The organism is Mycobacterium sp. OAS707 (assembly GCF_014873705.1).
Lineage (GTDB): Bacteria > Actinomycetota > Actinomycetes > Mycobacteriales > Mycobacteriaceae > Mycobacterium.
The window spans coordinates 639,736-664,759 of sequence record NZ_JADBDS010000002.1; the positions used below are offsets into that span (position 1 = coordinate 639,736).

Below are 25,024 nucleotides of genomic sequence, written 5' to 3' on the forward strand. Positions count from 1 at the left end.
CACTTTACCCCACAATCCCCCACTTTGCTCCCGTTGCGCATCTCTGATTCCCGCTTGTCCCCACTCGGCCCCGCCAGAGAAGCAGATCAGCATGCTGTCCCTGCGCGCGGACTGGCCGGGTTGCGGACAATGGTGCAGGTAGAAGGGCCGCCGGTGCCGGTGGGGCGTTGTGGGGCGCCGTTTCGGTGGTCGACGCTCGGCATCCCTGGAACGGCACGGTGAACCGTGAACGTCGTGTCGCTGCGGCGTGTCTTCGCGCACAAAAAAGGGGTAGCCCCCTCCGGGCTACCCCTCGGCTCGGTTGAACTACTCGTCGAAGCGGCGGCGGAAGCGGTCTTCCATCCGGCTGGTGAAGGATCCGCCCGAGCCCTTGGCTCGCTTCTGGCGGGCACTCTGCTCAGCTCCCGCAGCACGACCGCCGGAAACCCGCGGCCCTGTGATGGCGAAGATCACGCCGCCGAACATCACCAAGAACCCGATGACGGACAGGATCGGGAAGCTGCCAATCATGGTGGCTTTGAACGCGACACCACAGATCAGCATGGCCAGGCCGATCACGAAAAGCGCGGCGCCCTGCAGTCGGCGCCTGGCAGAAGGTGCGCGCAGAGTCCCACCACGAACGCTCGAGGCGAATTTGGGGTCCTCGGCATAGAGCGCGCTCTCGATCTGGTCGAGCATGCGCTGCTCATGATCGGAGAGTGGCATTCGTCCCTCCTTGCCGGCCCTGCCGTCTAAAACGTTCAAACTCGTGCGTGCTCGCGTTCACGGGCACCTAACAGTCATGATACGAGGTCAATCTGAGCCGTACCACCTAGTTGACGGACGATTCTATGACGAGCGCGGTGACTGTGAGCTAGGACCTCTCCCATCCAATAATGGAGTAGACGAACCGCTCGACACCGAAAGAGGCAACCAGAAGTTGGCGACATTTCTCATCGATCTGTCGCCGAGCGATATGCAACGGCGGCTCGGTGACGCGCTCTCGGTGTACGTCGATGCCATGCGCTACCCGCGCGGCACCGAGGATCAGCGGGCGTCGATGTGGCTGGAGCACACCCGCAGACACGGCTGGAAGGGCGTCGCGGCGGTGGAGGTGCCCGATCACGGCGAGCTCGGCGACGTCACCGACCGCTCGGCACCGGCATTGGCTGCGGCTCCCCTGCTCGGAGTCGCGTACGGCTACTGCGGCGCGCCGGACCAATGGTGGCAGCAGCAGGTGGTGGCCGGTCTACATCGGGTCGGCGCCGACAGAATGCGGATCGCGGAGCTGATGACGAGCTACTTCGAGCTGACCGAGCTGCACATCGCGCCCCACGCGCAGGGCCGTGGCCTCGGCGAAGCGCTGGCGCGGCGGCTGCTCGCAGGCCGGGGCGAGGCGCACGTGCTGCTGTCCACTCCTGAGATCAACGGCGAAGCCAACCGCGCTTGGCGGCTCTACCGTCGGCTCGGATTCACCGACATCATTCGCGGCTACCACTTCGCGGGAGATCCGCGCGCCTTCGCGATACTCGGCCGGGCACTGCCACTCTGAGCGGGTCGGGTCTGGCACGATGACCAGGTGCCCGCCCGCTCACGCCGGTTCCGCAAGCTCGCCGTGATGTTGCTGCTGCTGCTCATCCTGCCGATGGCTGTCGGCTGCGTGCGGGTGCGGGCGTCGATCACGGTGTCGCCGGACGACCGGGTGTCGGGGCAGATCGTCGCGGCGGCCAAACCCCGCAACGCCGACGACAAGGGCCCGCAGCTGCTGAACAACCTGCCGTTCGCGCAGAAAGTCGCGATCTCCGACTACACGCGAGACGATTTCGTCGGCTCGCAGGCCGTCTTCTCCGATCTGACCTTCGCCGAACTGCCCCAGCTGGCGAACATGAACCGGGATGCCGCGGGCGTCGACATCTCGCTGCGGCGCGCAGGCGACCTGGTCATCCTCGAGGGCCGCGCGGACCTCACCTCGCTCAACGACCCCGAGGCCGACGTGTCGCTGTCCGTCGCGTTCCCAGGCGAGGTGACCTCGACCAACGGCTCACAGGTGTCGTCGGAAGTGGTCGAGTGGAAGCTGCGCCCCGGCGTGGTCAGCACGATGAACGCGCAGGCCCGCTACACCGATCCCAGTGCGCGGTCGTTCACCGGTGCGGCGATCTGGCTCGGTATTGCGTCCTTCCTGGTGGCCGGGATCATCGGCGGGGTGGCGTACTACAGCCGCGACCGCTCACCGCGTCCTTCCTGAGTCGGGGCTGGCTTGGTACAAAACCCGTCGCACGCTCTACTCTGAGAGCACTCGGGGCGAGTACGACAGACCGGTCATGGCAGAAAGGGGCGCCCGCTGAGCGTGGATGCAGCGGCACCGTCAGCCGTCGAGCTGGCAGGCGCCGTCACCGATCAATTGCGGGAGTATCTCCGCGATCGCCGCAGTGACGCCGCGTACATCGGCCCCGATTACGCCGAATTGACCGCCGCCCTCGAAGAATTCGTGCTGCGCGGCGGCAAGCGGCTGCGTCCCGCATTCGCCTACTGGGGCTGGCGTGCAGTGGCCGACGACGACGCGAATCCAGCCGATCCGGCAATGCTGCGGCTGTTCTCGGCCCTGGAATTGCTGCATGCGTGTGCGCTGGTGCACGACGATGTGATCGATGCGTCGGCCACCCGCCGCGGACTACCGACCGTGCACCGGTTGTTCTCCGAGAAACACCGCAGCAGCAAGTGGCATGGCAGCAGCGAGCAGTTCGGGATTTCTGCTGCGATTCTGCTTGGCGACCTCGCGCTGGTGTGGGCCGACGACATCGTCGCCACTTCAGATCTGCCTGCCGACGCGCAGGAGCGAGTGCGCCGGGTCTGGTCGGCCATCCGCACCGAAGTGCTCGGGGGCCAGTACCTCGACATCGTCGCCGAATCCAGCGGGGCCGAATCGGTGGCCTCAGCGATGACGGTCAACGTCTACAAGACCGCGTCCTACACGATTTCGCGGCCGCTGCAGTTCGGCGCCGCGGCAGCCGCCGATCGACCCGATGTGCTGGCCGCATTCCACGAGCTCGGAACCAGCCTCGGCGTTGCGTTTCAGCTGCGCGACGACGTCCTCGGCGTTTTCGGTGATCCGGCGGTGACGGGCAAGCCGTCCGGCGACGACCTGCGGTCCGGTAAGCGCACCGTGCTACTGGCCGAGGCAGTCGAGCGGGCCGAGAAGGTCGACCCCGTGGCGGCCAAGCTGCTGCGCACCTCGATCGGAACCGAGCTGTCCGATGCGCAGGTGAAGGAGCTGTGCCTGGTCATCGAATCGGTCGGCGCGCTGGCCGCCGTCGAAGGTCGGATCGACTCGCTGACCCGTCGGTCGCTGGAGATCCTCACCGCCGCGCCGATCGACGCAAGGGCCAAGGTCGGCCTTGCCGAGCTCGCCAGATTGGCCGCGAACCGGTCCGCCTAGGAGCATGACAACCCCGACGTCGACGCGGGCCCCGAAAGCCGGGCCGGCGCACCACCTTTGGAAGCTGACCGCCTTCGCGGCGTCGCCGCAGGCGCGGCCCGCGCTGCTTGGTGCGATCGGCGCCGTTTTGATCACCGCGGGCGGGCTCGGCGCGGGGAGCACCCGGCTACATGATCCGCTGCTGGAGTCACTGCACATCTCCTGGCTTCGGTTCGGCCACGGCCTGGTGCTTTCGTCGGTGCTGCTGTGGATCGGCGTGACGCTGATGCTGAGCGCATGGCTGTGGCTGGGCCGTCGGGTAATCGACCGCACCGCAACCGAATACACCATGGTGGCGACGACGGGATTCTGGCTGGCGCCACTGCTGCTGAGCGTTCCCGTGTTCAGTCGCGATACGTATTCCTATCTGGCGCAGGGTGCGCTGCTGCGCGACGGCTTCGACCCCTACCTTGTCGGCCCCATCGACAATCCGAACTCGTTGTTGGACAACGTGAGTCCGATCTGGACCACGACGACCGCCCCGTACGGACCGGCGTTCATTCTGGTCGCGAAGTTCGTCACGATGTTGGTCGGCAACGACGTGGTGGCCGGGACGATGCTATTGCGGCTGTGCATGCTGCCTGGCCTTGCCCTGTTGATCTGGGCGGCGCCGCGGGTGGCCCGCCATGTCGGCGCCGACGGCGCCGCGGCCCTGTGGATCTGCGTGCTGAACCCGTTGGTGATCATCCACCTGATGGGTGGGGTGCACAACGAGATGCTGATGGTGGGCTTGATGATGGCCGGCATCGCGTTGACGTTCTCCGGTCGACATATCTGGGGGGTCGGCCTCATCGCGGTCGCGGTGGCGGTGAAAGCCACGGCAGGACTGGCACTTCCGTTCATGGTGTGGGTTTGGATGCGGCACCTTCGCGATGCTCGCGGATACCAACCGATGAAGGCCTTCACTGTCGCGACGGCGGCGTCGGCGCTGATATTCGTCGCGGTGTTCGCCGTGTTGTCGTGGTTGGCCGGGGTCGGCCTCGGCTGGCTGACCGCGTTGGCCGGTTCGGTGAAGATCATCAACTGGCTGACGGTGCCGACCGCCGCGGCGAATCTGGTCAACGTGTTCGGCAGCCTGCTGTTCCCGGTGAACTTCTACGCCGTGCTCGACGTCACCCGGATCATCGGCATCGCGATCATCGCGATCTCACTTCCGTTGCTGTGGTGGCGTTTTCGGCACACCGACCGCCAGGCGCTGATCGGCATCGCGCTGGTGATGGTCGTCGTGGTGCTCTTCGTCCCTGCCGCCCTGCCGTGGTACTACACCTGGCCGCTGGCAGTGGCGGCCGCTCTGACGCAGTCGCGCCAGGCGATCGCCGTGATCGCGGGCCTTTCGACATGGATCACGGTGATCTGGAAACCCGACGGCGCACACGGCATGTACTCGTGGATCCACGTGTTGCTCGCCACGGCATGCGCTGCGGCGGCGTGGTATTCGCTGTTTTACGCGCCTAGCACGGTCAACAGCGTCAACAGGCCATCGCCTGAGCCCGGCGCACCACTTCCCGGGCCTGATGAGAATGCAGAGCGTCCACAGGACGCGCATTAGCCAGCGGTTCTGTGCTGCCGTCGCGACGGATCGTCAGCGACGGGTCGGGCGTGAACAACCAGCGCACGATCTCGGTTTCGTGGTAACCGCCGTCGTGTAGCACCACGAGCAGCCCAGCAAGGGTCTTGACCACATGGCCGGTGCTGTCGAAGAAGGCCTTGGGTATCACCACTGCGCCTTCGCGCCGCACCCCGACCAGGTGCCCTTCCCGCAGCTGCTGGTGCACTTTCGTCACGGGTATGCCGAGCAAATCTGCAACGGCAGGCAAGTCGTAAACGTCCTCGCCGGGGTCTAGCACATCGTCGGCGGCCGGAATGCTGCTCACCGCACTGAGTCTAGGACGTGACGGGCGACTCGTAACATGTGTTCGGTGGAGGCCTACCAGCAATCTGACCCGCTGGTGGGTGCCGTGCTGGACGGCCGATACCGCGTCGAGGTGTTGATCGCGACGGGCGGCATGTCCGCCGTGTACCGGGGGCTCGATCTCCGGCTGGACCGGCCTGTCGCGCTGAAGATCATGGACTCGCGGTACGCCGGCGACAACCAGTTCCTGACCCGGTTTCAGCGCGAGGCCCGGGCCGTGGCCCGGTTGAAGGATCCCGGCCTGGTCGCGGTCTACGACCAGGGCATGGACGGTCAGCATCCATTTCTGGTGATGGAGCTGATCGAGGGCGGCACTCTGCGCGAGCTACTGCGCGAGCGCGGCCCGATGCCCCCGCACGCCGTCGCGGCGGTGTTGCGTCCGGTGCTCGGCGGCCTCGCGGTTGCCCACCGCGCCGGACTCGTGCACCGCGACATCAAACCGGAGAACGTGCTCATCTCCGACGACGGCGAGGTGAAGATCGCCGATTTCGGGTTGGTCCGCGCAATCGCCGAAGCCAAGATCACCTCCACCAGCGTGATTTTGGGCACCGCCGCGTACCTCTCTCCCGAACAGGTTCGCACCGGTGATGCCGATCCGCGCAGCGATGTGTACTCCGTCGGGATCATGGCTTACGAACTGCTGACCGGCGTCACGCCGTTCACCGGCGACTCGGCACTGGCGATCGCCTACCAACGGATCGACAACGACGTCCTGCCTCCGAGCCGAATGATCGCCGGTGTGCCAGCCCAATTCGACGATCTGGTGCTCCACGCCACCGCACGCGAACCCGCCAACCGCTACGCCGACGCCCACGACATGGCCGCCGAACTCGACTCCGTCGTCGAGGAACTGGGCCTACCCCGATTCCGGGTGCCCGCGCCGCGCAACTCGGCGCAGCATCTTTCGGCGGCCCTGCATCACAGCCAACTGCCACCCGAGCACGAAGCCGTGACCACGAAAACGGCACGGCCCCAGGCTCAGCCCATGCTCGCGCCGCGGCAGCACACACGTGAACTCACCCGTGACGACTGGCAGCCGCAGGAGCCCGAATACGAGCCCGTCTCAGGACAATTCGCCGGGATCGATCTCGATGAGTTCTATTGGGCGCGCCAACGCTCGAGGCGGGCGTTGGTGTTCTGGGTGGTCGCCGTGCTCACTCTCACCGGGTTGGTCGCGGCCGCGGCGTGGACGCTCGGCGGCAACATCGGGACGTTGATCTAGCGCGACGTCACGAACGGCACACCTGGCAGGCAGCCCCTGGTGGCGGCGTGCATCCAGGCGTCGTGGCGGGCCAGGAACAGTGCGATCCGTCGGCGTCCCACCCATCCGCAGGTGCACCCAGGGGTTCGGTGGGCCACCGTGACCACACCCGACAGCGTCGCTTCGACCGACTCGTTCAGATAACCCAGGACTGCGGTGCCCACGACTACTCCCCCGATGATCTTCTATCGGCTACCACGCCCCGGCAGCCACGTTCAGATTATTTACAAGGGCGACAGTTAGAAATCGGGTGTTTCCCTACTCTTCGCGCCGGGGGTTGCGTCGGATCGTCCATAACACTACAGTCGTAGTGGAATAATTCAACGAACGATGAGATCCAAACCGAGGTGATTGTGATGACCGAAGCTGTGGTTCCAGTGCTGGTAGTCGGCGCAGGACCGACCGGCTTGATGCTGGCCAATGAGCTCGCGCGGCACGGCGTGCGGCCGCGGATCATCGATCGCAGCACCGCGCCCGCGACAACATCCCGCGCGCTGGTCGTGCAGCCGAGGACGTTGGAGATCCTCGACGACATGGGCGTGGTCGACCAGGCGATCGCGGCAGGGACCTCGGCGTCCAATCTGACGATCACGTTCGCCGAGAAGACGGTCGAGCTGGATTTCGCGGGCCAACTGACCGGGCCGCAGAACTACACCGCCTACCCCGAACCGCGCACAGTGTCGCAGCAAGACACCGAGCGCATCCTCACCGGACTGTTGAGCGAGAAGGGCGTGGAGATCGAGCGCGGACGGGCGCTGACGGATCTGACGCAGGACGGGCAGACGGTGACCGTATCGCTGCGCGCCCAGGACGGCACGATCGAAACATTGCAATGCCGGTGGGTGATCGGCTGCGACGGCGCGCACAGCGCGGTCCGTAAGGCGGCAGGCATCCCGTTCGCCGGATCCACCTACCGCGACGAGTTCATCATGGCCGACGCCGAGCTCGACTGGAAACTGCCGCACGGCGGGCTATACGGATTCCCCAGTCCCGCAGGCATTTTCGCGGCCTTCTCAATGCCCGGCGAGAACCGCTACCGGATCTTCGGCAACTTCCCTCCCGGGCCGGAAGGCCCGAGCGCCGAGTACAGCGAACCCACCCACGACGAGTTCCAGGCGATGGTCGACGAGCGGGTTCCGTTCCCGGCCACGGTCGTCAAGGAACACTGGGTGACTCGATATCGGGTGCACAGCCGCACCGTCCCTCGCTATCGCGAAGGGAACGTGTTTCTCGTCGGAGACGCCGCCCACGTGCACAGCCCCGCAGGCGCGCAGGGCATGAACACCGGCATCCAGGACGCCTACAACCTGGGCTGGAAGCTCGCGTACGTCGAGCGCGGAGTTGCCGACGAATCGCTGCTGGACACCTACGAGGCGGAGCGGCACCCGATCGGCGTTCAGTTGCTCAAGACCACCGATCGCCTCTTCTCCGTATTCGGCGGGCAGAATCCCCTGGCCCGGCTGGCCCGCGGCCGGGTGGCACCCGTGCTGGCCGGTCACCTGCTGACCCGATCCTGGCTGCGCAGGCGGTTCATCGGTCTGCTCGCCCAACTGCGCCTTCGCTATCCGGACAGCGCGCTCAACGCGCAGGACGGTTCGGGCTGGCGGGACGCGCCCGCCCCCGGCGACAGGGCCCGCGAGGCCGACGTGACCATCGACGGGCGGCAGAGCCACCTTTACGAGGTGTTCCGCGGCACGCATCACACCGTGCTGCTGTTCACCGGCCTCGACGACGATGCGATGCCTGCGGTCGAGTTGTGCCGGATCGCCGAACAGCTCGAGCAGACGTATCCGGGGATGGTGAAAGCCCGCGTGATCACCGCCGAGCGGTTCGCGGATCATCCTGCGGCACTTGGTGATTCGACTCGGTCGGCACACCGCCAGTACGGGGTCACCGCAGCCAGCGCATTCGTCGTCCGGCCCGACTCCTACATCGGCTATCGCGGACGTCCGGTCGACGCCGAGCGGTTGTTGTCCGACCTGGCGCGGCGCGTCAGTCGCGGAGCATCTCCGCGACCAGGAACGCCAGCTCCAGCGACTGCTGAGTGTTGAGCCTGGGATCGCAGGCCGTCTCGTAGCGGCCCGCCAGGTCGGAGTCCGAAATGTCCTGCGCTCCCCCGAGGCACTCGGTGACGTTCTCGCCGGTGATCTCGACGTGGATGCCGCCGGGATGCGTGCCGAGCGCCCGGTGCACCTCGAAGAAGCCCTGCACCTCGTCGACGATGCGGTCGAAGTGGCGGGTCTTGTAGCCCGTCGAGCTCTCGTGGGTGTTGCCGTGCATCGGGTCGCACTGCCAGATCACCTGATGCCCGGTGGCCTGCACCTTCTCGATGATCGGCGGCAGCACGTCGCGCACCTTGTTGTTGCCGAGCCTGCTCACCAGCGTCAGGCGGCCCGGCTGGTTGTGCGGATCGAGCCGCTCCACGTACTCGACCGCAAGCTCGGGCGACATGGTCGGGCCGATCTTCACGCCGATCGGGTTGGCAATCACCTCCGCAAACGCGACGTGTGCGCCGTCGAGCTGACGGGTGCGCTCGCCGATCCACACGTAGTGCGCCGACAGGTCGTACAGCCGCGGTTCGGGCGCCTCGACCGGGAAGTCGGTCGACAGCCGCAGCATGGCCCGCTCGTAGTCGAGCACCAAAGCCTCATGGCTGGCATAGATTTCGGCCGTCTGCAGGTTGTGGTCGGCAACACCGCAGGCGCTCATGAACGTCAGACCGCGGTCGATCTCGCTGGCGAGAGCCTCGTATCGCGCACCGGCGGGCGAGGTGCGAACGAACTCGCGGTTCCAGTCGTGCACCTGATGCAGCGACGCAAGACCCGACGCGGTCAGCGCGCGCACCAGGTTCATCGCCGCGCTGGCGTTGGCGTAGGCGCGCACCAGCCGGGACGCGTCGTGCTCGCGAACGGCCGCATCAGGGGCGAAACCGTTGATCATGTCGCCGCGATAGGACTTCAGGCCGAGCGCGTCGATGTCCGACGACCGCGGCTTGGCGTACTGGCCCGCGATGCGCGCCACCTTGACCACCGGCATGCTGGCGCCGTAGGTGAGCACCACCGCCATCTGCAGCAGCGTGCGGATGTTGGCCCGGATGTGGGGTTCGGTGTTGTCGACGAACGTCTCCGCGCAGTCGCCGCCCTGCAGCAGGAACGCCTCGCCGCGGGCGACGTCGGCCAACAGACCCCGCAACCGATCGATCTCGGCCGGCACCGTCACCGGCGGCACGCTCTCGAGCACGGTCCGCATCATCTTGGCCGATTCGGCGTCCCAGCTGGGCTGCTGCGCCGCGGGCTTGGCCAGCGCGGCGTCCAGCCGATGCCGCAGGTCATCAGGTAGCGGCGGCAGCGGCGGCAGCTGGTCGATGGGTACGTCGACGGTCCAGTTCACCCGTCCATGGTAACGGGGGCCGCCATGTGCTTTTCACCGCTGCGCTGGTGCTTCTCCCTTTTCGAAGCGCGTGGTCATCAGACGAAAACGGACCAGGTTGTGCTTGGCGTCGACCAGGGCGTCATGGGCGTCGCGCGGCCTCGGCGGCATCCGCGGTGATCCGCGCTCCTCCCAGAACTGCCTCAGCTCGCGAGTGAAGCGCGGGATGGCAGGAGGCAGGTCGGTCATCGGTCCCCACAGCTGGCACAACACCACGTGGTCGTAGGCACCGACCCAGGCCCACAGCTCGATCGGTTCGTCGCCGTCGACACCGAAGAACTCCTCGAGGTCCATCCGAATCTGCCTTCGCGAGCGCCACAGCGGCGAAGCCGGCGACGGCAACTTGGGCAGCACGTGCTTACGCACCCAGCTGCCTGCCCGCTCCGGGTCGAATTCCGTTGAGACGGCGTAATATTCGCGACCGTCCTCGGCTGCCACCCCAATCGAGATCAACTCGATGGTGCGGCCGTTGTCGATGAACTCCGTGTCGTAGAAGTACCTCACGCCTTCGACACCTGAGCCGTTTCGCGGTTGGCCAACGGGCGTGGCGCTGCGGCAGCGTGGATTTCGCGGTCGAGCTGCTGATCGACTTCGCTGTCGTCGGGAAAGTGCGGCTCCCCCGCGATCACGTGTTGCAGCCACAGCTTGGCCTGCACGATCGGCCTGCGCAGCCGGCGTTCCCGCTCGAGCGCCCTGTGCATCTTTCGCGGCTTGTCGCCGTAGCGCCAGCGCGCCCACGGCGCGTGCGGCCGCGAGAGCCGGATGGCGCCGAGGAACAACAGCGGCGTGATGAACATCCCAACCAGACCGGTCCACACCTTTCCCTTGAGCAGAACGATCACCGCGAACAGCAGCGTCAACACCGCAACCGCGATCACCAGCGCCCTGGCCTGCAGAGATTGGTCCTCACGCCAGATGGTGACGTCGAAGAACGACAATGGGTTGAACCCGAGGATCAGCAGCCCGGCAACGGCGACGGCGGCGAACACCGCGTCCACCGACGTGCGGCCGTCTTCGGCCCAGTAAACGTCCTGCAGATGCAGGATCAGCGCGAACTCATCAAGCACCAGAGCTGCACCGATGCCGAAAAAGGTTGCGGCGACCGTGAATTCGGGTACTCCTCCGTCGACTGCCAACGTCACCATCGAGATGCCGGAGACCATGACCAGGACAACGCCGATCACCACGTGGTGGATGTGCAAGCCGCCGCCGGCAGAAATGTTGCGCGGCTGCCACCATTTATGGGGCGCATCGCTGTCCGCATGGCTTCGGATGTACCGCACGATGGTGCGGGTCAAGAAGAACGTGAGGATGAACGCGACGAGGCAGAACACCAGCGGCAGCCGCCCATGCGGGATAGAAAGATTCAGGTCGAACGTCGCGTGCACGCAGAAAACTTACGCCGACGTGCGCGTGTCAGGGTCGGGATACCGCCCGACTCGCCGGTGGGCACCGATACGCTGGTCTGCGACATGAGTACTTGGCGGTCGCCCGGCGGGGCTGGTTTGTGGCCAACACTCGCCTGGCGGCTGTTCCAACTGCTGACTGTGGCGGCGTTGGCCTGGGCTTGTTGGCGGCTGCTGAACCACATCCCCTACCGCATCGACATCGACGTCTATCGGATGGGCGGGACCGCCTGGCTCGACGGACGTCCGCTATATGCCGACGGGGCGATGTTCCACACCCGCGCGGGCCTGGACTTGCCCTTCACCTATCCGCCCTTGGCCGCGGTGGCATTCGCACCGTTTGCGTGGCTGTCGCTGAACGCGGCGAGCGTCGCGATCACGTTGACCACGCTGGCGCTGCTGATGGTGTCGACGGTGATCGTGCTGACCGGGTTGGACGTCTGGCCGCAAACGGCCATCACGCCCGAACCGGCGTGGCTGCGACGGTGCTGGCTGGCGGCCGCGATCGTGGGGCCCGCTTTCATCTACCTCGAACCGATCCGGTCGAACTTCGACTTCGGGCAGATCAATGTCGTGCTGATGACACTCGTCATCGCCGACTGCGTACCGCGTAAGACACCGTGGCCGCGCGGCATCCTGCTCGGTGTCGCGATCGCGCTCAAGCTCACCCCCGCGGTGTTCCTGCTGTACTTCCTGCTGCGCCGCGACACCCGCGCGCTGCTGGTGGCCGTGGCATCGGCGGTAGTGGCCACGCTCGCCGGTTTCGCGCTGGCGTGGCGGGACTCGTGGGAGTACTGGACCTACACCGTGCGCAACACCGACCGCATCGGCACCGCCACGCTGAACACCAACCAGAACATCGCGGGCGCGCTGGCCCGCCTCGGCCTCGGCGAGGGTGAGCGGTTCGTGCTGTGGACGCTGGCCTGCTTCACAGTTCTCGGGCTGACCGTGTGGGCAGTGCGCCGGGTGTTGCGCGCCGAGCAACCGGTGTTGGCCCTGATCTGCGTCGCGATGTTCGGGCTTGTGGTTTCGCCCGTGTCGTGGTCACACCACTGGGTGTGGACACTGCCGGCGCTGCTGGTGATGATCGTCGTGGCGCTCCGGCAACGACAGGTTGCGCTCGGCCTGGTGGCGTTGGCAGGAATCGCGCTGATGGTGTGGACGCCAATCCCGTTGATGCCCAAGCATCACGAAACCTCGGCGTCCCTGTGGCGTCAGCTCGCAGGTGGTTCGTATGTGTGGTGGGCGATCGCGGTGATCGCAGTGGCAGGCACGGTGTCCGCGCGCTCAGCCACTAGATCCGTCAGCCCGCAGCTGCTTCCGGCATCCGCGCCGGCGGCTTGATAGCCGCCTCACCTTTTCCCTCTTTGACGTCGGCGGCGTAGAGGTCGACGTACTCCTGGCCCGACAGCCGCATCAGCTCGTACATCACCTCGTCGATCACCGCTCGCTCGATGAACCGGTTGCCTGCCAGGCCCTCGAACCGGCTGAAGTCCATCGGCTTGCCGAATTTGACCTCGACCCGACCGAAGCGCCACATCTTGCTGCCGGGCGGGTTGACGACGTCGGTACCGATCATCGCGACGGGAACCACCGGCACGCCGGACTCCAGCGCCAGCCGCGCCAGGCCGGTCTTGCCCTTGTACAGCCGCCCGTCAGGCGAGCGGGTGCCCTCCGGGTACATCCCGAGCAACTTGCCTTCGTTGAGGATCCGCTGGGCGGTCTGCAGCGCGCTCTGGGCGCTGTCGGCATCCGTGCGGTCGATCGGCACCTGACCGGCGGCGGTGTAGAACCAGCGGGTGAACCAGCCCTTGATGCCTGTGCCCGTGAAGTACTCGGCCTTGGCGAGGAAGGTGATCCGGCGGCTGACCACCAGAGGGAGAAAGAAGCTGTCGGCGACGGCCAGGTGATTACTCGCCAGGATCATCGGGCCGGAGTGCGGAACATGCTCCAGCCCTTCGACTTTCGGACGGCCGAGCAGCGACAGCAAAGGGCCCATGAAGATGTACTTGAAAAGCCAGTACCACATGGACCCTCCCCACACTGGAGCACCGGACGGTGCTTTGCGACAACTTTACCCACGTGGTGTGGATGCGACCACAGGACCAGAGGTCACTCTTCCACCGTCACAGGGATGTGCTGATAGCGGCCCGGGCCGCTCGGCGACGGTTCACCACCGTTGGGGCCTGGCGGCGGGGGCGGGCTCGCCGGCGGGGGTTCACCGGGTCCGGTCGGGCCAGGCGCTCCGTTCGCTCCGTTCTCCAAGACGGCGCGGACGACCGTCAGCAGCGCGACGCTGTGTTCGGCGATGACGTCGAGCAGCGGATGCTGTTCACCGGCCACCAGCGCAGCCAGCGCACACACCGGGCACCACACCTGTTGGCACTTGCCGGCTGCGTCGCCTGTTCCCGCTGCCCGCGCGGCCGCCAGTCGCACCGCCGGGTCGAGCTTGTCGAGGATCATCTGGGCCAGCTGCCGCAGTTCGGGACCGATATCGGCGTGGGACCCGGTCATGCTGGCCACACCTCCGGGTTCGGTCGAAATCGCACGGTCAGCTCACTGCCCTTTAGCTGCGCATCCATCACAATGCATCGCCGCAGGACAGATGCCAGCCGAACGCGGCGCCGCATACCGCCTACGCCGATGATCAAGTCGTCGTCGACCCGGCCCAACGTCAACGCGGCGGAATCGACCTGCGGCAACTCTAGCCGCATCCGGTAGACCGATTCGAGTCCTGTTCCCGATTCGCGGTCGACGATCGGCCGCAGCGGACCCGGCGGCGGTGACCCGTCGCGTCGGCGCGCGCTGTCGAGTAGTTCGCCGAGCGCCTTGGGTCCGATCGGCTCCCCCGCCAGGTGCGGGACGAGCACCAGCTGCACGTCCCCGATGGTGGTGTCCAGCTCGGCGAGCACCGCCCGCTGCTCGGCGATGCGCTCGGAGTACCAGTCGAAAGCGGGATGCTCGGGCAGATTTCGGTATTCGAACGAATCATCTTGAATCAGTATTTGATTGACGATCAGCTCGCCGAGCCGCACACCCATCAGTGCGAGCGAGCCAAGCGTGCGGACCGCCTCGGCCGCGACCACTCGCTCGGCCGTCATCACCAGGTGCGCACTGACGCGCTCGCCGTCGGTGAGCAGCGAGCCAAGCCGCTCGGTTCCGGCGTGGATGCGTTCGACGAGTTCGATGACCGCGGCGGCGCGGGCGTCGTCGGCGCCCGTGGACAGCCGACGGTGCCGCGGCCACGCGCGCTCCAGATACAGCGCGAAGGTCGCGGGCAATGTCAGCATCCGCAGCGCATCGGCGGTCGACGCGCAGTCGACCACGACATGGTCCCAGCCGCCTGAGGCGGCGAGTTCGCCGACCTCGTGAAGTCCGAGCACCTCCTGGATGCCTGGCAAGGCCGAAAGTTCTTCTGGCGCAATATCTCCCACATCCGACTCGGGAAACCGGCCGGACAGCAGGCCCGCGATGTCCCGCCACCGGGCCTCGAGCAGTGCGAGCGTGTCCAAGGCCAGCGCGTCGAGGAAACCGCCGCCCGCGTCGGCTTGTCCGGTTCCCAAGTCGGCGAGCACCCGGGTCGGTTCACGAAGCCCGGTCGGGGTGACGGTGCAACCGAGCACGTCGCCGATCGAATGCGCCTGGTCGGTCGAGACGAGCAGCACCCGCTGCCCGGCGCCCGCGTCGCGCACCGCGGTGGCAGTGGCCAATGTCGACTTACCTACCCCGCCCTTGCCGACGAAGAGACTGATCCGGGCGCTAGTCGGGGCTGCAATGTCAGTCAGCCTCGACTCGTTTCTTGAGATCCTTCAACGCGGTGTCCGTAAGGCGTCGTTCGGCCTTGCGTTTCAGCAGCCCGATCATCGGGATGATCAGATCGACCGATAGTTCGTAAGTGACATCGGTGCCAGAACCCTTGGGCGACAGCCGATATGCGCCGTCCAACGACTTCAGCAGCGAGCTGGACACCAGGCTCCATTTCACCGACTTGCGGTCGGTTGGCCAGTCGTAGGCCAACACCATGGTGTCCTTGAGGACGGTGGCGTCCAGCACCAGGCGGGCGGTCTTCGGATAGCCCTCGGCGTCTGCCTCGAGCACCTCGGTCTCCTTGTACTCGGCGACCCAGTCGGGATAGGAGCCGATGTCGGCGATGACGTCCATCACCGTCGAAGGATCGGCATCGATATAGATGGTCTGCGCCGTCTTGTCCGCCACGAGAAAAATCTACCTCCCCCTGCTTGCTTCGGCCGAAGTATCAGGCCAGGGGCGAAACGCCAACCGGGCGCGTCGCCTCGAGTGTCTGCTTCACTTCGAACGCCATGTTCTTACCCGCTACCCGGCGGCGATGATTCATCTTCGCCAGGTTCATCTTGGCCAGCTGCCACGCCGCCACCCCCGAGGGTTCGGCGTGCAGGAAATAGTGCAGCACCACCCCGTCCAGGACAGGTTCCAGCCAGATCTCCATGGTGCCGGTCAGCGCACCGGCCACCGTCCAGCGATGCCCCGCCGCAGCGCGGTCCTCGACGACCGTCAACAGCAGGTCGGGCCACCACCGGCGCCAGCTCGCGGGGTCCCCGATCGCCCTGCCCACCTCGGCGGGGTCGGCCGCAACGAACGTCTCGTCGGCGATCTGGATGCTGTTCATGGCATACAAGCTTCACATACGCAGCGACCACCGCCGACGGTGGCCGACTAGGCTGTGGACGGCAAAGTCGCTAGTAATCCCCCCGAGAGGTCAAGATCGTGCGCGAATTCAGTGTGCCCGCCACGTTCACCGTCGGTGAGCACGACAACATCGTCAGCTCTGTGTTCAGCCACGAACGCGACGACCCCGACCACGTGATCTTCCAGCGCCTCGTTGACGGCGCGTGGATCGATGTGACGTGCAAGGAGGCGGCCAACCAGATCCGTTCGGCCGCACTGGGTTTGATCGCCGAAGGCGTCAAGGCCGGCGACCGGGTCGCGATCTTGTCGGCAACACGCTACGAATGGCCGATCCTCGACCTCGCGATCCTTGCCGCAGGTGCGCTCACGGTGCCGATCTACGAGACCAGCTCCGCCGAGCAGGTGCGGTTCGTCCTCGCCGACTCGGGCGCCGTGCTGATCTTCGCGGAGACCGACGCGCACGCCGACAAGATCGAGCACCTCGAAAGCGAGCTGCCCGACCTGCGCAAGGTGCTGCGCATCGAGGGGTCGGGCACCCCCGCGCTCGAGGCCCTGACCGAGGCAGGCAAATCCGTCGACCCGAAAGAACTGGACGACCGATTGGCCGGCATCTCCTCGGCCGCCCCGGCGACGCTGATCTACACCTCGGGCACCACCGGCAGGCCCAAGGGCTGCCAGCTCACCCACTCCAACCTGATGTACGAGATCCGCGGCGCCAAGACCTGCTTCCCCACGCTGCTCGACAAGGGCGAGCGGATGCTGGTGTTCCTGCCGCTGGCGCACGTGCTGGCGCGCGCGATCACGTTGGCGTGCTTCGCCAACAAGGTCACGCTCGGGTTCACCAGTGACATCAAGAACCTGGTGCCGACGTTCGGGGTGTTCAAACCGACGCTCGTGGTTTCGGTGCCGCGGGTGTTCGAGAAGGTGTACAACACCGCCGAGCAGAATGCCCGCGACGACGGCAAGGGCTGGATCTTCGGCCCCGCGGTGGAAACCGCGATCGCATATAGCGAAGCGCAGGACTCCGGCGGAGCAGGTCTGCTGTTGCGTGCCAAGCACGCCCTTTTCGACCGGCTGGTGTACGGCAAACTGCGCGCCGCACTCGGCGGTAACTGCCGCGGCGCGATCTCGGGCGGCGCTCCGCTTGGCGCACGGCTCGGCCACTTCTATCGCGGCGTCGGCCTGACCATCTATGAGGGCTATGGGCTGACCGAGACCAGCGCCGCGATCACCGTGAACCGGATCGACGAGGTCAAGGTCGGCTCGGTCGGAAAGTTGGTGCCCGGCAACAGCATGCGGCTCGGCGACGATGACGAACTGCTCGTCAAGGGCGGCGTGGTGTTCAGCGGCTACTGGCACAACGACGAGGAGACCAAGGCGGTATTCACCGACGGCTGGTTCCACACCGGCGATCTGGGTGCGATCGACGAGGACGGCTTCCTGACCATCGTCGGCCGCAAGAAGGAGATCATCGTCACCGCGGGCGGCAAGAACGTCGCACCCGCACTGCTCGAGGACCGGCTTCGCGCGCATCCGCTGATCAGTCAGGCGATGTGCGTCGGCGATGCGCAACCGTTCATCGCCGCGCTGATCACCATCGACCCGGAGGCGTTCCCCGGCTGGAAGCAGCGGCACGGCAAGGACGCGACAGCCACGGTCGGCGACCTGGCCACCGACCCGGACTTGATGGCCGAAATCGAGCTGGCCATCAAGGAGGCCAACCAGGCGGTGTCCAAGGCCGAAGCCATCCGCAAGTTCCGCATCCTGCCTGTCGATTTCACCGAGGACACCGGAGAGCTGACGCCCACGATGAAGGTCAAGCGCAAGGTGGTCGCCGAGAAGTTCGCCGCCGACATCGACGCGCTCTACGCGAAGAACTAGAGAAGCTCGGCAAGGCGCCGCGCCTTGCCGGTCCACTGCCAGTTGTCGACGACCCAGCGTCGGCCCGCCTCGCCCATCCGCGCGGCGCGATCGGGGTCGGCGAGCAGATCGCTGACCGAGGCTGCGATCGCCCCGACATCCCAGCCGTCGACCACCACGCCCGTCTCGCCGTCGACGACCGTCTCGGGTGCGCCGCCGGACCGGCCCGCGACGACGGGAACACCCGTCGCCGACGCCTCGAGAAAGACGATGCCGAGCCCCTCGACGTCCAGACCCGCACCGCGGGTGCGACACGGCATCGCGAAGACGTCGGCAAGGGCATGGTGGGCGGGCAGCTCGTCACCGGGCACGCCCTCGGTGAACACGACGTGCTCGGCAACGCCGAAGCTGTGCGCCAGCCGCCGCAGCGATGTGAGATACGGTCCGCCGCCGACGATGACAAGCGCGGCGCCGGGCACCCGCTCGCGGATCGCCGGCATCGCCCGAATCAGCATGTCCTGGCCCTTGCGTGGCACCAGCCGCGACAGACACACCACCACCGGCCGCGAGCCCAGGCGATAGCGGGCGCGCAGTTCCGCGCGGGCCACCTCGTCGGGCGTGAACCGGTCGGTGTCGACGCCTGGCGGGAGGTGCTCGAGCGCGGCGCCTGCTCCGAATGCCGAGGCGAACCGGCCCCGGGTGTACTGGCTGACATACGTGACCACATCGGTGCCAGTTCCGATGCGGCGCAACGCAGTTCGGGCCACCGGCAGCATCGACCAGCCCACCTCGTGGCCGTGCGTGCTGGCGATGACGCGGCCGGCACCCGCATCCCGGGCCAAAGGCGCCATCAAAGCCAGCGGCGCGGCCGCGCCGAACCACACGGTCTCGGCGTCGTGCCGCTTGATCAGGTCGCGCATCCGCCCTGCCACCGACGGCACGGGCAGCATCAGCGTGCCGGGGTGGCGCACCACCTCGTAGGCGGCATCGCGGTCGAACGCGTCGGCGTCCTTCCATTTCGGCGCATAGACGGTCAGCGTGTGCGTCCCTGCCGCAACCAGGTGGTCCACCAGTTCCTGCAGGTACGACTGGATACCGCCGCGGCGTGGCGGAAAGTCATTGGTAACCAGCAGAACCCGGCTCATTGGCGAAAGGCTAGCCCGACATCCACTGCCGCCACCGACCGAGCACGGTCGGCAGGTCGGCGCCGAGCGTGTCGTGCACGGCGGAGGCGGCGTCGGGATGCCCCGGTGCGCAGGCGCGGAGGTACAGCGCCCGCAGCGCGTCGGTGCCGTATGCGTCGGCGACGAACCGGGTGAACCACCACGCCCGGTCGTAGGCCCGCGACCCGGCGGGGCCGGGGTCGCTGAGTTCGGCATCTGTCGGCAATTGCGCCGTCTGCTCCGCATCTGCCGGATGGGCCTGCGGTGGGCGTGCGACGAAGTCGGCGACGCCTTCGGTCAGCCAGCGCGGCGCGTCGCCGGCCGTCTCGGCCCGCGACGCGAAGTGAAAAAGCTCGTGGCGCAACACTATTCGCAACGACGCGGCGCTCATGTCGGCAGCGCCGGGGGCGAACATGATTCGTTCGGCGGTGGTAGTGGCCGCGATGTCGGGGCCGCCGCCCGCCAGGGCGCCGAACTCGGCGTCCGTCCCTGCCGCGACGACGAGGACGTCACGTGGCCAGGCGGCCCCCCAGAAGGCGGTGACGGCCTTCGACGCGTCGTTCATCTCCGCACCGATGCGGGCCAGCAGAGGCGCCGTGCGTGCCCCGCCGAGGCCGACGAGGTGAACCGTGCGCCCGTCGTCGAGCGTCTGCGTCGTCGACGCGGCGGTCGGCGTGGTGAGCGAGGCGGGCGTGGCGACGACGGGGTGCGGCTGGTCTGCCTGTGGTCTGCCGACCAGAAGCAGCGCGCAGATCAGCTCGGTGACGAGGAGCGCACCGATGCTGGTCCGGCGACGGTCAGTAGCGGCGGACGTTGTGGATCGGCGCATTGTCGACCGGGGCGACTCGCACCGGCGTGCCGTAGGTCGAGGCGTGCACCATCATTCCGTCGCCGATGTAGATGCCGACGTGCGATGCGTCGGAGTAATAGGTGACCAGGTCGCCGGGCTGGATCTGATCCATCGACACCGGCTGCCCGCCCTGGGCGAGCGCCTGGCTGGAGTGCGGCAATGAGATGCCCGCCTGCTGGAAGGACCACATCACCAGACCGGAGCAGTCGAATTGGCCCGGGCCCGAACCACCCCAGACGTAGGGCGAGCCGATCCGGCTGAGCGCGGCCTGGATGACGGTGGCCGCCTCGGGTGACCCGCCTCCTGGCTCGGCTCCAGGCGGCGCGACATCGCCGGGCGGGATGCCCTCAGGTGGGGCAGCCAGGATGCCGGGATCGGCAGGCGGCGCGGCGTCCGGCGGAGGCGGTGCAGGGATCGGGGGCAGGGCGGCCAGCGCGTCGCGCTGGGCGGGGGTCAAGACCTCGTACTGGGACTTGACGACTGCTATCTGCACCTGCAGCTTGCTTTGCTTGGATTGCAGGTCGGCGCGCACCGCGGCGGCCTGCTCGGCGGCGGTCTTGGCGTCGGCGGCGGATTTGGCGGACGCCTGCTCGGCCAGTGCGGCCTGCTGTCCGATGTCGCGGTAGCTCTTCATCTGCGCCGACATCTCAGAGGCCATCACCCGCTGAACCGCGAGCTGATCGATCAGGCCCTGCGGCGAGGTCGCCGTCAGCATTGCGTCGAGGCCGTCGGTCCTGCCACCCATGTATTGCGCGGCAGCTAACTTGTCGACGGAGCCCTGGAACGTTGCCAACTGAGCTTTGGCCGATTCGACCGCTGCCACGTCGGCGGCGTGCTTGGCCTCGGCGGCCTGCTGCACTGCCAGCTTGTTGTTGAGGTCCAGCTGAGCGGAGTGCATCGCTTCAGTGGTCTGTTCGGCTTGCCGAGACAACTCATTGAGTTTTGCCAACGCATCATCGGCCGGATCGGCCTGCACATGCCCGGCGACAACTGCCCCGAACACCGTTAACCCAGCTATTGCCCACACAAAGGTTTTCCGAACCCGGTGAAAACCACGTGTAATCCCGCGCGTGCGGTTGAGGCTCAAGATTTGCGTCCTTCAGATGCCGTGACGAAAACCGCGTCGAACTGCTCTTAGGTCTCAGATAGGTTACGAAACGGCATCGGGGTTGTCCAACAGAAGCCGCAAATTTAACAGCTGCCTCAGAGATCGTTATCAACGACCCCGTAAACGAATTTTGTTATGCGACTCCAGAATCGCTGTCGCGGCGAATCGGCACCAACCTCAATCGGGGCGCGAGCCCGGCGTCGGCGAGCACTTCAAGCGCCTGCCGTTCGTCGTCGAGCAACGTCTCGGGCACGCCGAGCAACACGCTCACGACACAGTCCTGGCACCCGGGACCGCGCACCGCGCAGTCGTCGCAGTCGATCTTCACCGTGCCCATTTGGCTGGTCCTCTCATTCGGTGTTGTCCGCACGGTAACGACAGCCACCGACAAGCACCGCCGGGTAACTGAGCCCCCGCGTGGCAACCCGAGGCTGTCGGAGTCAGTGCCTACGTTCAGCGCATGGGGCAGCTGAGCTTCGCGGATGTGGATCCACACGCGGATGTCTCACTGCGGGAGACGACGTTCGTCGTGGTGGACCTGGAGACCACCGGCGGCCGCGCCTCCGGCGAGGGCCACGACGCGATCACCGAGATCGGGGCCGTCAAAGTGCGCGGCGGCGAGGTGCTCGGCGAACTGGCCACCCTGGTCGATCCCGGCCGAAGCATCCCCCCGCAGATCGTCGCGCTCACCGGCATCACCACCGCCATGGTGTGCAACGCCCCGACCATCGATTCGGTTTTACCGTCATTTCTGGAGTTCTCCCGCGGCGCGGTGCTGGTCGCGCACAACGCCGGCTTCGACATCGGGTTCCTGCGGGCGGCCGCCGAACGCCTCCACATCACGTGGCCCAAGCCCGCCGTGTTGTGCACGGTGAAGCTGGCCCGCCGGGTGCTCACCCGCGACGAGGCGCCAAGCGTGCGGCTGTCCGCGTTGGCCCGGCTGTTCAATGCGACCACTACTCCTACCCATCGTGCGCTCGACGACGCCCGCGCGACCGTCGACGTGCTGCACGGCCTGATCGAGCGGGTGGGCAACCAGGGCGTGCACACGTACGCCGAGCTGCGGTCCTATCTGCCCGATGTGACGCCTGCCCAGCGCAGCAACCGGCATCTGGCGAAGGCGCTGCCGCACTGCCCCGGTGTCTATCTGTTCAGGGGACCGTCGGCCGAGGTGCTCTATGTCGGGACCGCGGTCGATCTACGCAGGCGAGTCGGGCAGTACTTCAACGGCGCCGACCCGCGCACCCGCATCAAGGAGATGGCATCTCTTGCGACGGCCGTCGACCACGTCGAATGCGCGCACGACCTCGAGGCGGGCGTGCGCGAACTGCGTCTGCTCGCCGCGCACGCGCCGCCGTACAACCGACGGTCGAAATTTCCTCGCCGCTGGTGGTGGGTGACACTGACCGACGAGGCGTTTCCCCGGTTTTCCGTCGTTCGAACACCCAAGCGCGACAATGCAATCGGTCCTTTCAGGGGACGCGCCGACGCGGTCGAGACCGCAGCGCTGCTTGCCCGGTTCACCGGTGTGCGCACGTGCACCACCCGACTGGGCCGCAGCGCCCTGCACGTGTGTCCTGAGCGCGAGCTCTCGCCATGCCCCGCGCCGCAGGGCATCACCCCGATCGAATACGCCGCCGCGCCTGCCCGCGCCGTCGAGCTGATCGAAGGCGGTGACAGCCGTGCGCTGGATTCGGTGCTCGCCCACATCGCCGACCTTGCCGAGCGCAACCGCTACGAGACCGCCGCCCGAATGCGCGATCACGCGGCCACGGCCATCGACGTGCTGTGGCGCGGCCAGCGGCTGCGGGCGCTGGCCGCGGTCGACGAACTGGTCGCCGCGCGCCCGGACGGTGAAGGGGGCTGGCACCTCGCGGTGGTCAGGAACGGCCAGCTGGCGGCGGCAGGCAACGCCCGCCGCGGCGTGCCACCGATGCCCGTGATCGACGCCATTTGCCTTGGCGCCCAAGCGGTTCTGCCGACCGCAGCGCCGCTTGGCGGAGCGCTGGTCGAGGAGACCGCGCTGATCGCACGCTGGCTCGCCCAGCCCGGCGTGCGCATTGTGCGCGCCGAACCGGGTTGGGCATCGCCCGCCGCCGCGGCGGGACGCTTGGCGCAGTGGGCGTCGACGGCCCGGTCCGCCCGTGCGGCGGCCGAACAAAGCCTCGGCTCAGACCTTTTGAGTGAACCCCACCCAACGCGCGAGCAGCTTTTCGGCCGCCCCGGAGTCGATGGCCTCGGTGGCGCGAGCCAGGCCCGACTCCCAGGCGGGCACCCATTTGGCGTCGCTGGCTAGACCGGCGTGGGCCACCATCGCGCCGGCCGCGTTGAGCACCACCGCGTCGCGAACCGGACCCTTCGCCCCGCTGAACACCGAACGGACTTCTGCGGCATTGGATTCCGCGTCACCGCCGACCAACTCGGAGATGTCGGCGCGGGCGAAGCCGAAGGCGGCCGGGTCGAAGGTCAGCCGTTCCACGGTTCCTGCCTGCACCCGCCAGATGGTGCTCGTCGTCGTGGTGGTGAGCTCGTCGAGACCGTCGTCGCCGTGGACCACCAGCACGCTCGACCGGCGGGTGGCGAACACGCCTGCCATCACCTCGGCCAGTTCGCCCCAGGCGCAGCCGATCAGGCCCGCCCGCGGTGACGCCGGATTGGTCAGCGGCCCAAGCAGATTGAACACCGTCGGCACCCCGATTTCGCGGCGCACCACCCCGGCGTGCCGGTACGACGGGTGGAAGTTCGGAGCGAACGCGAAGCCGATGCCGACTTCGGCCACGCTGCGCGCGACATCGTCGGGCCCCAGGTCGATGCGAACGCCGAGCGCCTCGAGCGTGTCTGCACCGCCGGACAGCGACGAGGCCGCTCGATTGCCATGCTTGATCACCGGAACGCCGGCCGCGGCCACCACGATCGCGGCCATCGTCGAGAGGTTGACGGTGTTTGCCCCGTCACCGCCGGTGCCGACGACGTCGACGGTGTCGTTGCCGATCACCTCGGTCGGCACTCGGCGCGCGTGCTTGAGCATCGTGTCGGCCAACTCGGTCACCTCACCGGACGTCGGCCGCTTCATTTTCATCGACACACCGAAGCCCGCGATCTGTGCCGGCGTCGCCACACCGGTCATGATCTGGTCCATCGCCCAGGCCGCCTGCCCGGGGCGGAGCGCCTGACCTGTGGTCAAGCGGCCGAGAACCTGGGGCCACGTCGGCGCGTCGGTAGAAGTCACCCGCCGATTATCACCAATTGGCTGACCCGGGTGGAGATCAACAACTACAAAGCGTCATACTTGCTCCTGTGACGAGCGCTGTAGGGACCTCGGGAACCGCAATCACGTCGCGAGTACATTCGCTGAACCGACCCAACATGGTCAGTGTCGGCACCATTGTCTGGCTGTCCAGCGAGCTGATGTTCTTTGCTGGGCTGTTCGCGATGTACTTCACGGCGCGTGCTCAGGCCGCAGGTGACTGGCCTCCGCACCCCACCGAGCTGAACCTGTTCCAGGCCGTGCCGGTGACGCTGGTGCTGATCGCGTCGTCGTTCACCTGCCAGATGGGTGTGTTCGCCGCCGAGCGGGGCGACGTGTTCGGGCTGCGACGCTGGTACTTCATCACCTTCTTGATGGGCGCGTTCTTCGTCGGCGGCCAGGCCTACGAGTACTACCACCTGGTTTCTCACGGCACGACCATCCCGGGGAGCGCGTACGGCTCGGTGTTCTACCTGGCGACCGGCTTCCACGGCCTACACGTCATTGGTGGTTTGATCGCGTTCATCTTCCTGCTCGCGCGCACCACAATGAGTAAGTTCACTCCGGCGCAGGCCACCGCCGCGATCGTCGTCTCGTACTACTGGCACTTCGTCGACATCGTCTGGATTGCGCTGTTCGCCACCATCTACTTCGTCCGTTGATCGGCTA

The 25,024-nt window shown here is 67.0% G+C and carries 25 protein-coding genes and 1 pseudogene; 10 read left to right on the top strand and 16 right to left on the bottom strand.

Going from position 1 to position 25,024, the window contains the following annotated elements; translation table 11 throughout:
- Positions 1-306: 306 nt before the first annotated feature.
- Positions 307-705, bottom strand: coding sequence for a DUF3040 domain-containing protein (locus GGC64_RS13915; RefSeq protein ID WP_192723090.1), 399 nt, complete (start codon positions 703-705; stop codon positions 307-309).
- Positions 706-919: 214 nt separating this feature from the next.
- Here GGC64_RS13915 and GGC64_RS13920 point away from each other — a divergent pair, with 214 nt between their 5' ends.
- From GGC64_RS13920 to GGC64_RS13935, 4 genes are all read left to right on the top strand, one after another.
- A complete protein-coding gene (locus GGC64_RS13920; RefSeq protein ID WP_192723091.1) occupies positions 920-1,531 on the top strand; it encodes an N-acetyltransferase in 612 nt (203 codons plus the stop codon).
- Between the two features lie 66 nt (positions 1,532-1,597).
- Complete coding sequence (locus tag GGC64_RS13925) at positions 1,598-2,224, top strand: DUF3153 domain-containing protein (protein WP_192723877.1); 627 nt, start codon at positions 1,598-1,600, stop codon at positions 2,222-2,224.
- A 102-nt stretch (positions 2,225-2,326) separates the two neighbouring features.
- On the top strand, positions 2,327-3,415 hold the full coding sequence (gene idsA2 / locus GGC64_RS13930) for a bifunctional (2E,6E)-farnesyl/geranyl diphosphate synthase (protein WP_192723092.1): 1,089 nt from the start codon (positions 2,327-2,329) through the stop codon (positions 3,413-3,415).
- Positions 3,416-3,419: 4 nt separating this feature from the next.
- Positions 3,420-5,003, top strand: a complete 1,584-nt coding sequence (locus tag GGC64_RS13935) for an alpha-(1->6)-mannopyranosyltransferase A (protein WP_192723093.1) — start codon at positions 3,420-3,422, stop codon at positions 5,001-5,003.
- On the opposite strand, the gene GGC64_RS13940 is transcribed toward GGC64_RS13935, so the two are convergent.
- Positions 4,924-5,328: an Rv2175c family DNA-binding protein gene (locus GGC64_RS13940; RefSeq protein ID WP_192723094.1), complete on the bottom strand. Its 405-nt coding sequence runs from the start codon at positions 5,326-5,328 to the stop codon at positions 4,924-4,926. The genes GGC64_RS13935 and GGC64_RS13940 overlap by 80 nt on opposite strands.
- Positions 5,329-5,364: 36 nt before the next feature.
- On the opposite strand from GGC64_RS13940, the gene GGC64_RS13945 reads away from it, so the two are divergent.
- On the top strand, positions 5,365-6,588 hold the full coding sequence (locus GGC64_RS13945; RefSeq protein ID WP_192723095.1) for a protein kinase: 1,224 nt from the start codon (positions 5,365-5,367) through the stop codon (positions 6,586-6,588).
- Here the strand turns inward: GGC64_RS13945 and GGC64_RS13950 are convergent.
- On the bottom strand, positions 6,585-6,791 hold the full coding sequence (locus GGC64_RS13950) for a hypothetical protein (protein WP_192723096.1): 207 nt from the start codon (positions 6,789-6,791) through the stop codon (positions 6,585-6,587). The genes GGC64_RS13945 and GGC64_RS13950 overlap by 4 nt on opposite strands.
- A 192-nt stretch (positions 6,792-6,983) precedes the next feature.
- Here GGC64_RS13950 and GGC64_RS13955 point away from each other — a divergent pair, with 192 nt between their 5' ends.
- Positions 6,984-8,678 carry an FAD-dependent monooxygenase gene (locus GGC64_RS13955; protein WP_192723097.1) on the top strand — a complete coding sequence of 565 codons (1,695 nt, stop codon included), beginning with the start codon at positions 6,984-6,986 and terminating at the stop codon, positions 8,676-8,678.
- Here GGC64_RS13955 and GGC64_RS13960 read toward each other — a convergent pair.
- Genes GGC64_RS13960 through GGC64_RS13970 form a run of 3 tightly spaced genes read right to left on the bottom strand, consistent with a single transcriptional unit; the run spans position 8,620 to position 11,444 of the window.
- Positions 8,620-10,017, bottom strand: a complete 1,398-nt coding sequence (locus tag GGC64_RS13960; RefSeq protein WP_192723098.1) for a class II 3-deoxy-7-phosphoheptulonate synthase — start codon at positions 10,015-10,017, stop codon at positions 8,620-8,622. The genes GGC64_RS13955 and GGC64_RS13960 overlap by 59 nt on opposite strands.
- A gap of 33 nt (positions 10,018-10,050) precedes the next feature.
- Positions 10,051-10,560 carry a polyadenylate-specific 3'-exoribonuclease AS gene (locus tag GGC64_RS13965; RefSeq protein ID WP_192723099.1) on the bottom strand — a complete coding sequence of 170 codons (510 nt, stop codon included), beginning with the start codon at positions 10,558-10,560 and terminating at the stop codon, positions 10,051-10,053.
- Entirely contained in the window at positions 10,557-11,444 is an 888-nt protein-coding gene (locus GGC64_RS13970) for a hypothetical protein (protein ID WP_192723100.1), read from the bottom strand. The genes GGC64_RS13965 and GGC64_RS13970 overlap by 4 nt, the downstream gene beginning before the upstream one ends.
- Before the next feature lie 84 nt (positions 11,445-11,528).
- Between GGC64_RS13970 and GGC64_RS13975 the strand changes: the two genes are divergently transcribed.
- Positions 11,529-12,806, top strand: a complete 1,278-nt coding sequence (locus GGC64_RS13975; RefSeq protein WP_192723101.1) for a glycosyltransferase 87 family protein — start codon at positions 11,529-11,531, stop codon at positions 12,804-12,806.
- Here GGC64_RS13975 and GGC64_RS13980 read toward each other — a convergent pair.
- From GGC64_RS13980 to GGC64_RS14000, 5 genes are all read right to left on the bottom strand, one after another.
- Positions 12,766-13,491 (bottom strand): 1-acyl-sn-glycerol-3-phosphate acyltransferase, encoded by a 726-nt coding sequence (locus GGC64_RS13980; RefSeq protein ID WP_192723102.1) that lies wholly within the window; start codon positions 13,489-13,491, stop codon positions 12,766-12,768. The two genes, GGC64_RS13975 and GGC64_RS13980, sit on opposite strands and share 41 nt — an antisense overlap.
- Positions 13,492-13,574: 83 nt before the next feature.
- On the bottom strand, positions 13,575-13,976 hold the full coding sequence (locus tag GGC64_RS13985) for a hypothetical protein (protein ID WP_192723103.1): 402 nt from the start codon (positions 13,974-13,976) through the stop codon (positions 13,575-13,577).
- Positions 13,973-15,238, bottom strand: coding sequence for an ArsA family ATPase (locus GGC64_RS13990; RefSeq protein ID WP_192723878.1), 1,266 nt, complete (start codon positions 15,236-15,238; stop codon positions 13,973-13,975). The genes GGC64_RS13985 and GGC64_RS13990 overlap by 4 nt, the downstream gene beginning before the upstream one ends.
- 1 nt (position 15,239) lies before the next feature.
- Positions 15,240-15,677, bottom strand: coding sequence for an SRPBCC family protein (locus GGC64_RS13995; RefSeq protein WP_192723104.1), 438 nt, complete (start codon positions 15,675-15,677; stop codon positions 15,240-15,242).
- A gap of 40 nt (positions 15,678-15,717) precedes the next feature.
- Positions 15,718-16,107 (bottom strand): polyketide cyclase / dehydrase and lipid transport, encoded by a 390-nt coding sequence (locus GGC64_RS14000; RefSeq protein WP_192723105.1) that lies wholly within the window; start codon positions 16,105-16,107, stop codon positions 15,718-15,720.
- 98 nt (positions 16,108-16,205) lie between these two features.
- Here GGC64_RS14000 and GGC64_RS14005 point away from each other — a divergent pair, with 98 nt between their 5' ends.
- Positions 16,206-18,008 carry a long-chain fatty acid--CoA ligase gene (locus GGC64_RS14005; protein WP_192723106.1) on the top strand — a complete coding sequence of 601 codons (1,803 nt, stop codon included), beginning with the start codon at positions 16,206-16,208 and terminating at the stop codon, positions 18,006-18,008.
- Here GGC64_RS14005 and GGC64_RS14010 read toward each other — a convergent pair.
- The 4 genes from GGC64_RS14010 to GGC64_RS14025 all read right to left on the bottom strand — a co-directional run bounded on the left by GGC64_RS14010 (position 18,005) and on the right by GGC64_RS14025 (position 21,445).
- Positions 18,005-19,132, bottom strand: a complete 1,128-nt coding sequence (locus GGC64_RS14010; RefSeq protein ID WP_192723107.1) for a glycosyltransferase family 4 protein — start codon at positions 19,130-19,132, stop codon at positions 18,005-18,007. The genes GGC64_RS14005 and GGC64_RS14010 overlap by 4 nt on opposite strands.
- Positions 19,133-19,142: 10 nt before the next feature.
- Positions 19,143-19,979, bottom strand: coding sequence for a peptidase (locus tag GGC64_RS14015; RefSeq protein ID WP_192723108.1), 837 nt, complete (start codon positions 19,977-19,979; stop codon positions 19,143-19,145).
- Positions 19,948-21,027, bottom strand: a complete 1,080-nt coding sequence (ripC, locus tag GGC64_RS14020) for a peptidoglycan hydrolase RipC (protein ID WP_370582090.1) — start codon at positions 21,025-21,027, stop codon at positions 19,948-19,950. Before ripC ends, GGC64_RS14015 begins: the two co-directional genes overlap by 32 nt.
- Before the next feature lie 214 nt (positions 21,028-21,241).
- On the bottom strand, positions 21,242-21,445 hold the full coding sequence (locus GGC64_RS14025) for a hypothetical protein (protein ID WP_192723109.1): 204 nt from the start codon (positions 21,443-21,445) through the stop codon (positions 21,242-21,244).
- A 123-nt stretch (positions 21,446-21,568) separates the two neighbouring features.
- Here GGC64_RS14025 and GGC64_RS14030 point away from each other — a divergent pair.
- Positions 21,569-23,341 (top strand): annotated as a pseudogene (locus GGC64_RS14030) (DEDD exonuclease domain-containing protein); the annotation flags it as partial.
- On the opposite strand, the gene trpD reads toward GGC64_RS14030, so the two are convergent.
- Positions 23,279-24,337, bottom strand: coding sequence for an anthranilate phosphoribosyltransferase (gene trpD / locus GGC64_RS14035; protein WP_370582091.1), 1,059 nt, complete (start codon positions 24,335-24,337; stop codon positions 23,279-23,281). The pseudogene GGC64_RS14030 and the gene trpD overlap by 63 nt on opposite strands.
- 68 nt (positions 24,338-24,405) lie before the next feature.
- Between trpD and GGC64_RS14040 the strand changes: the two genes are divergently transcribed.
- The gene (locus GGC64_RS14040) at positions 24,406-25,017 is read left to right on the top strand and encodes a heme-copper oxidase subunit III (RefSeq protein ID WP_192723111.1); all 612 of its coding nucleotides are present in this window, start codon (positions 24,406-24,408) and stop codon (positions 25,015-25,017) included.
- The last annotated feature ends 7 nt before the right edge of the window (positions 25,018-25,024 follow it).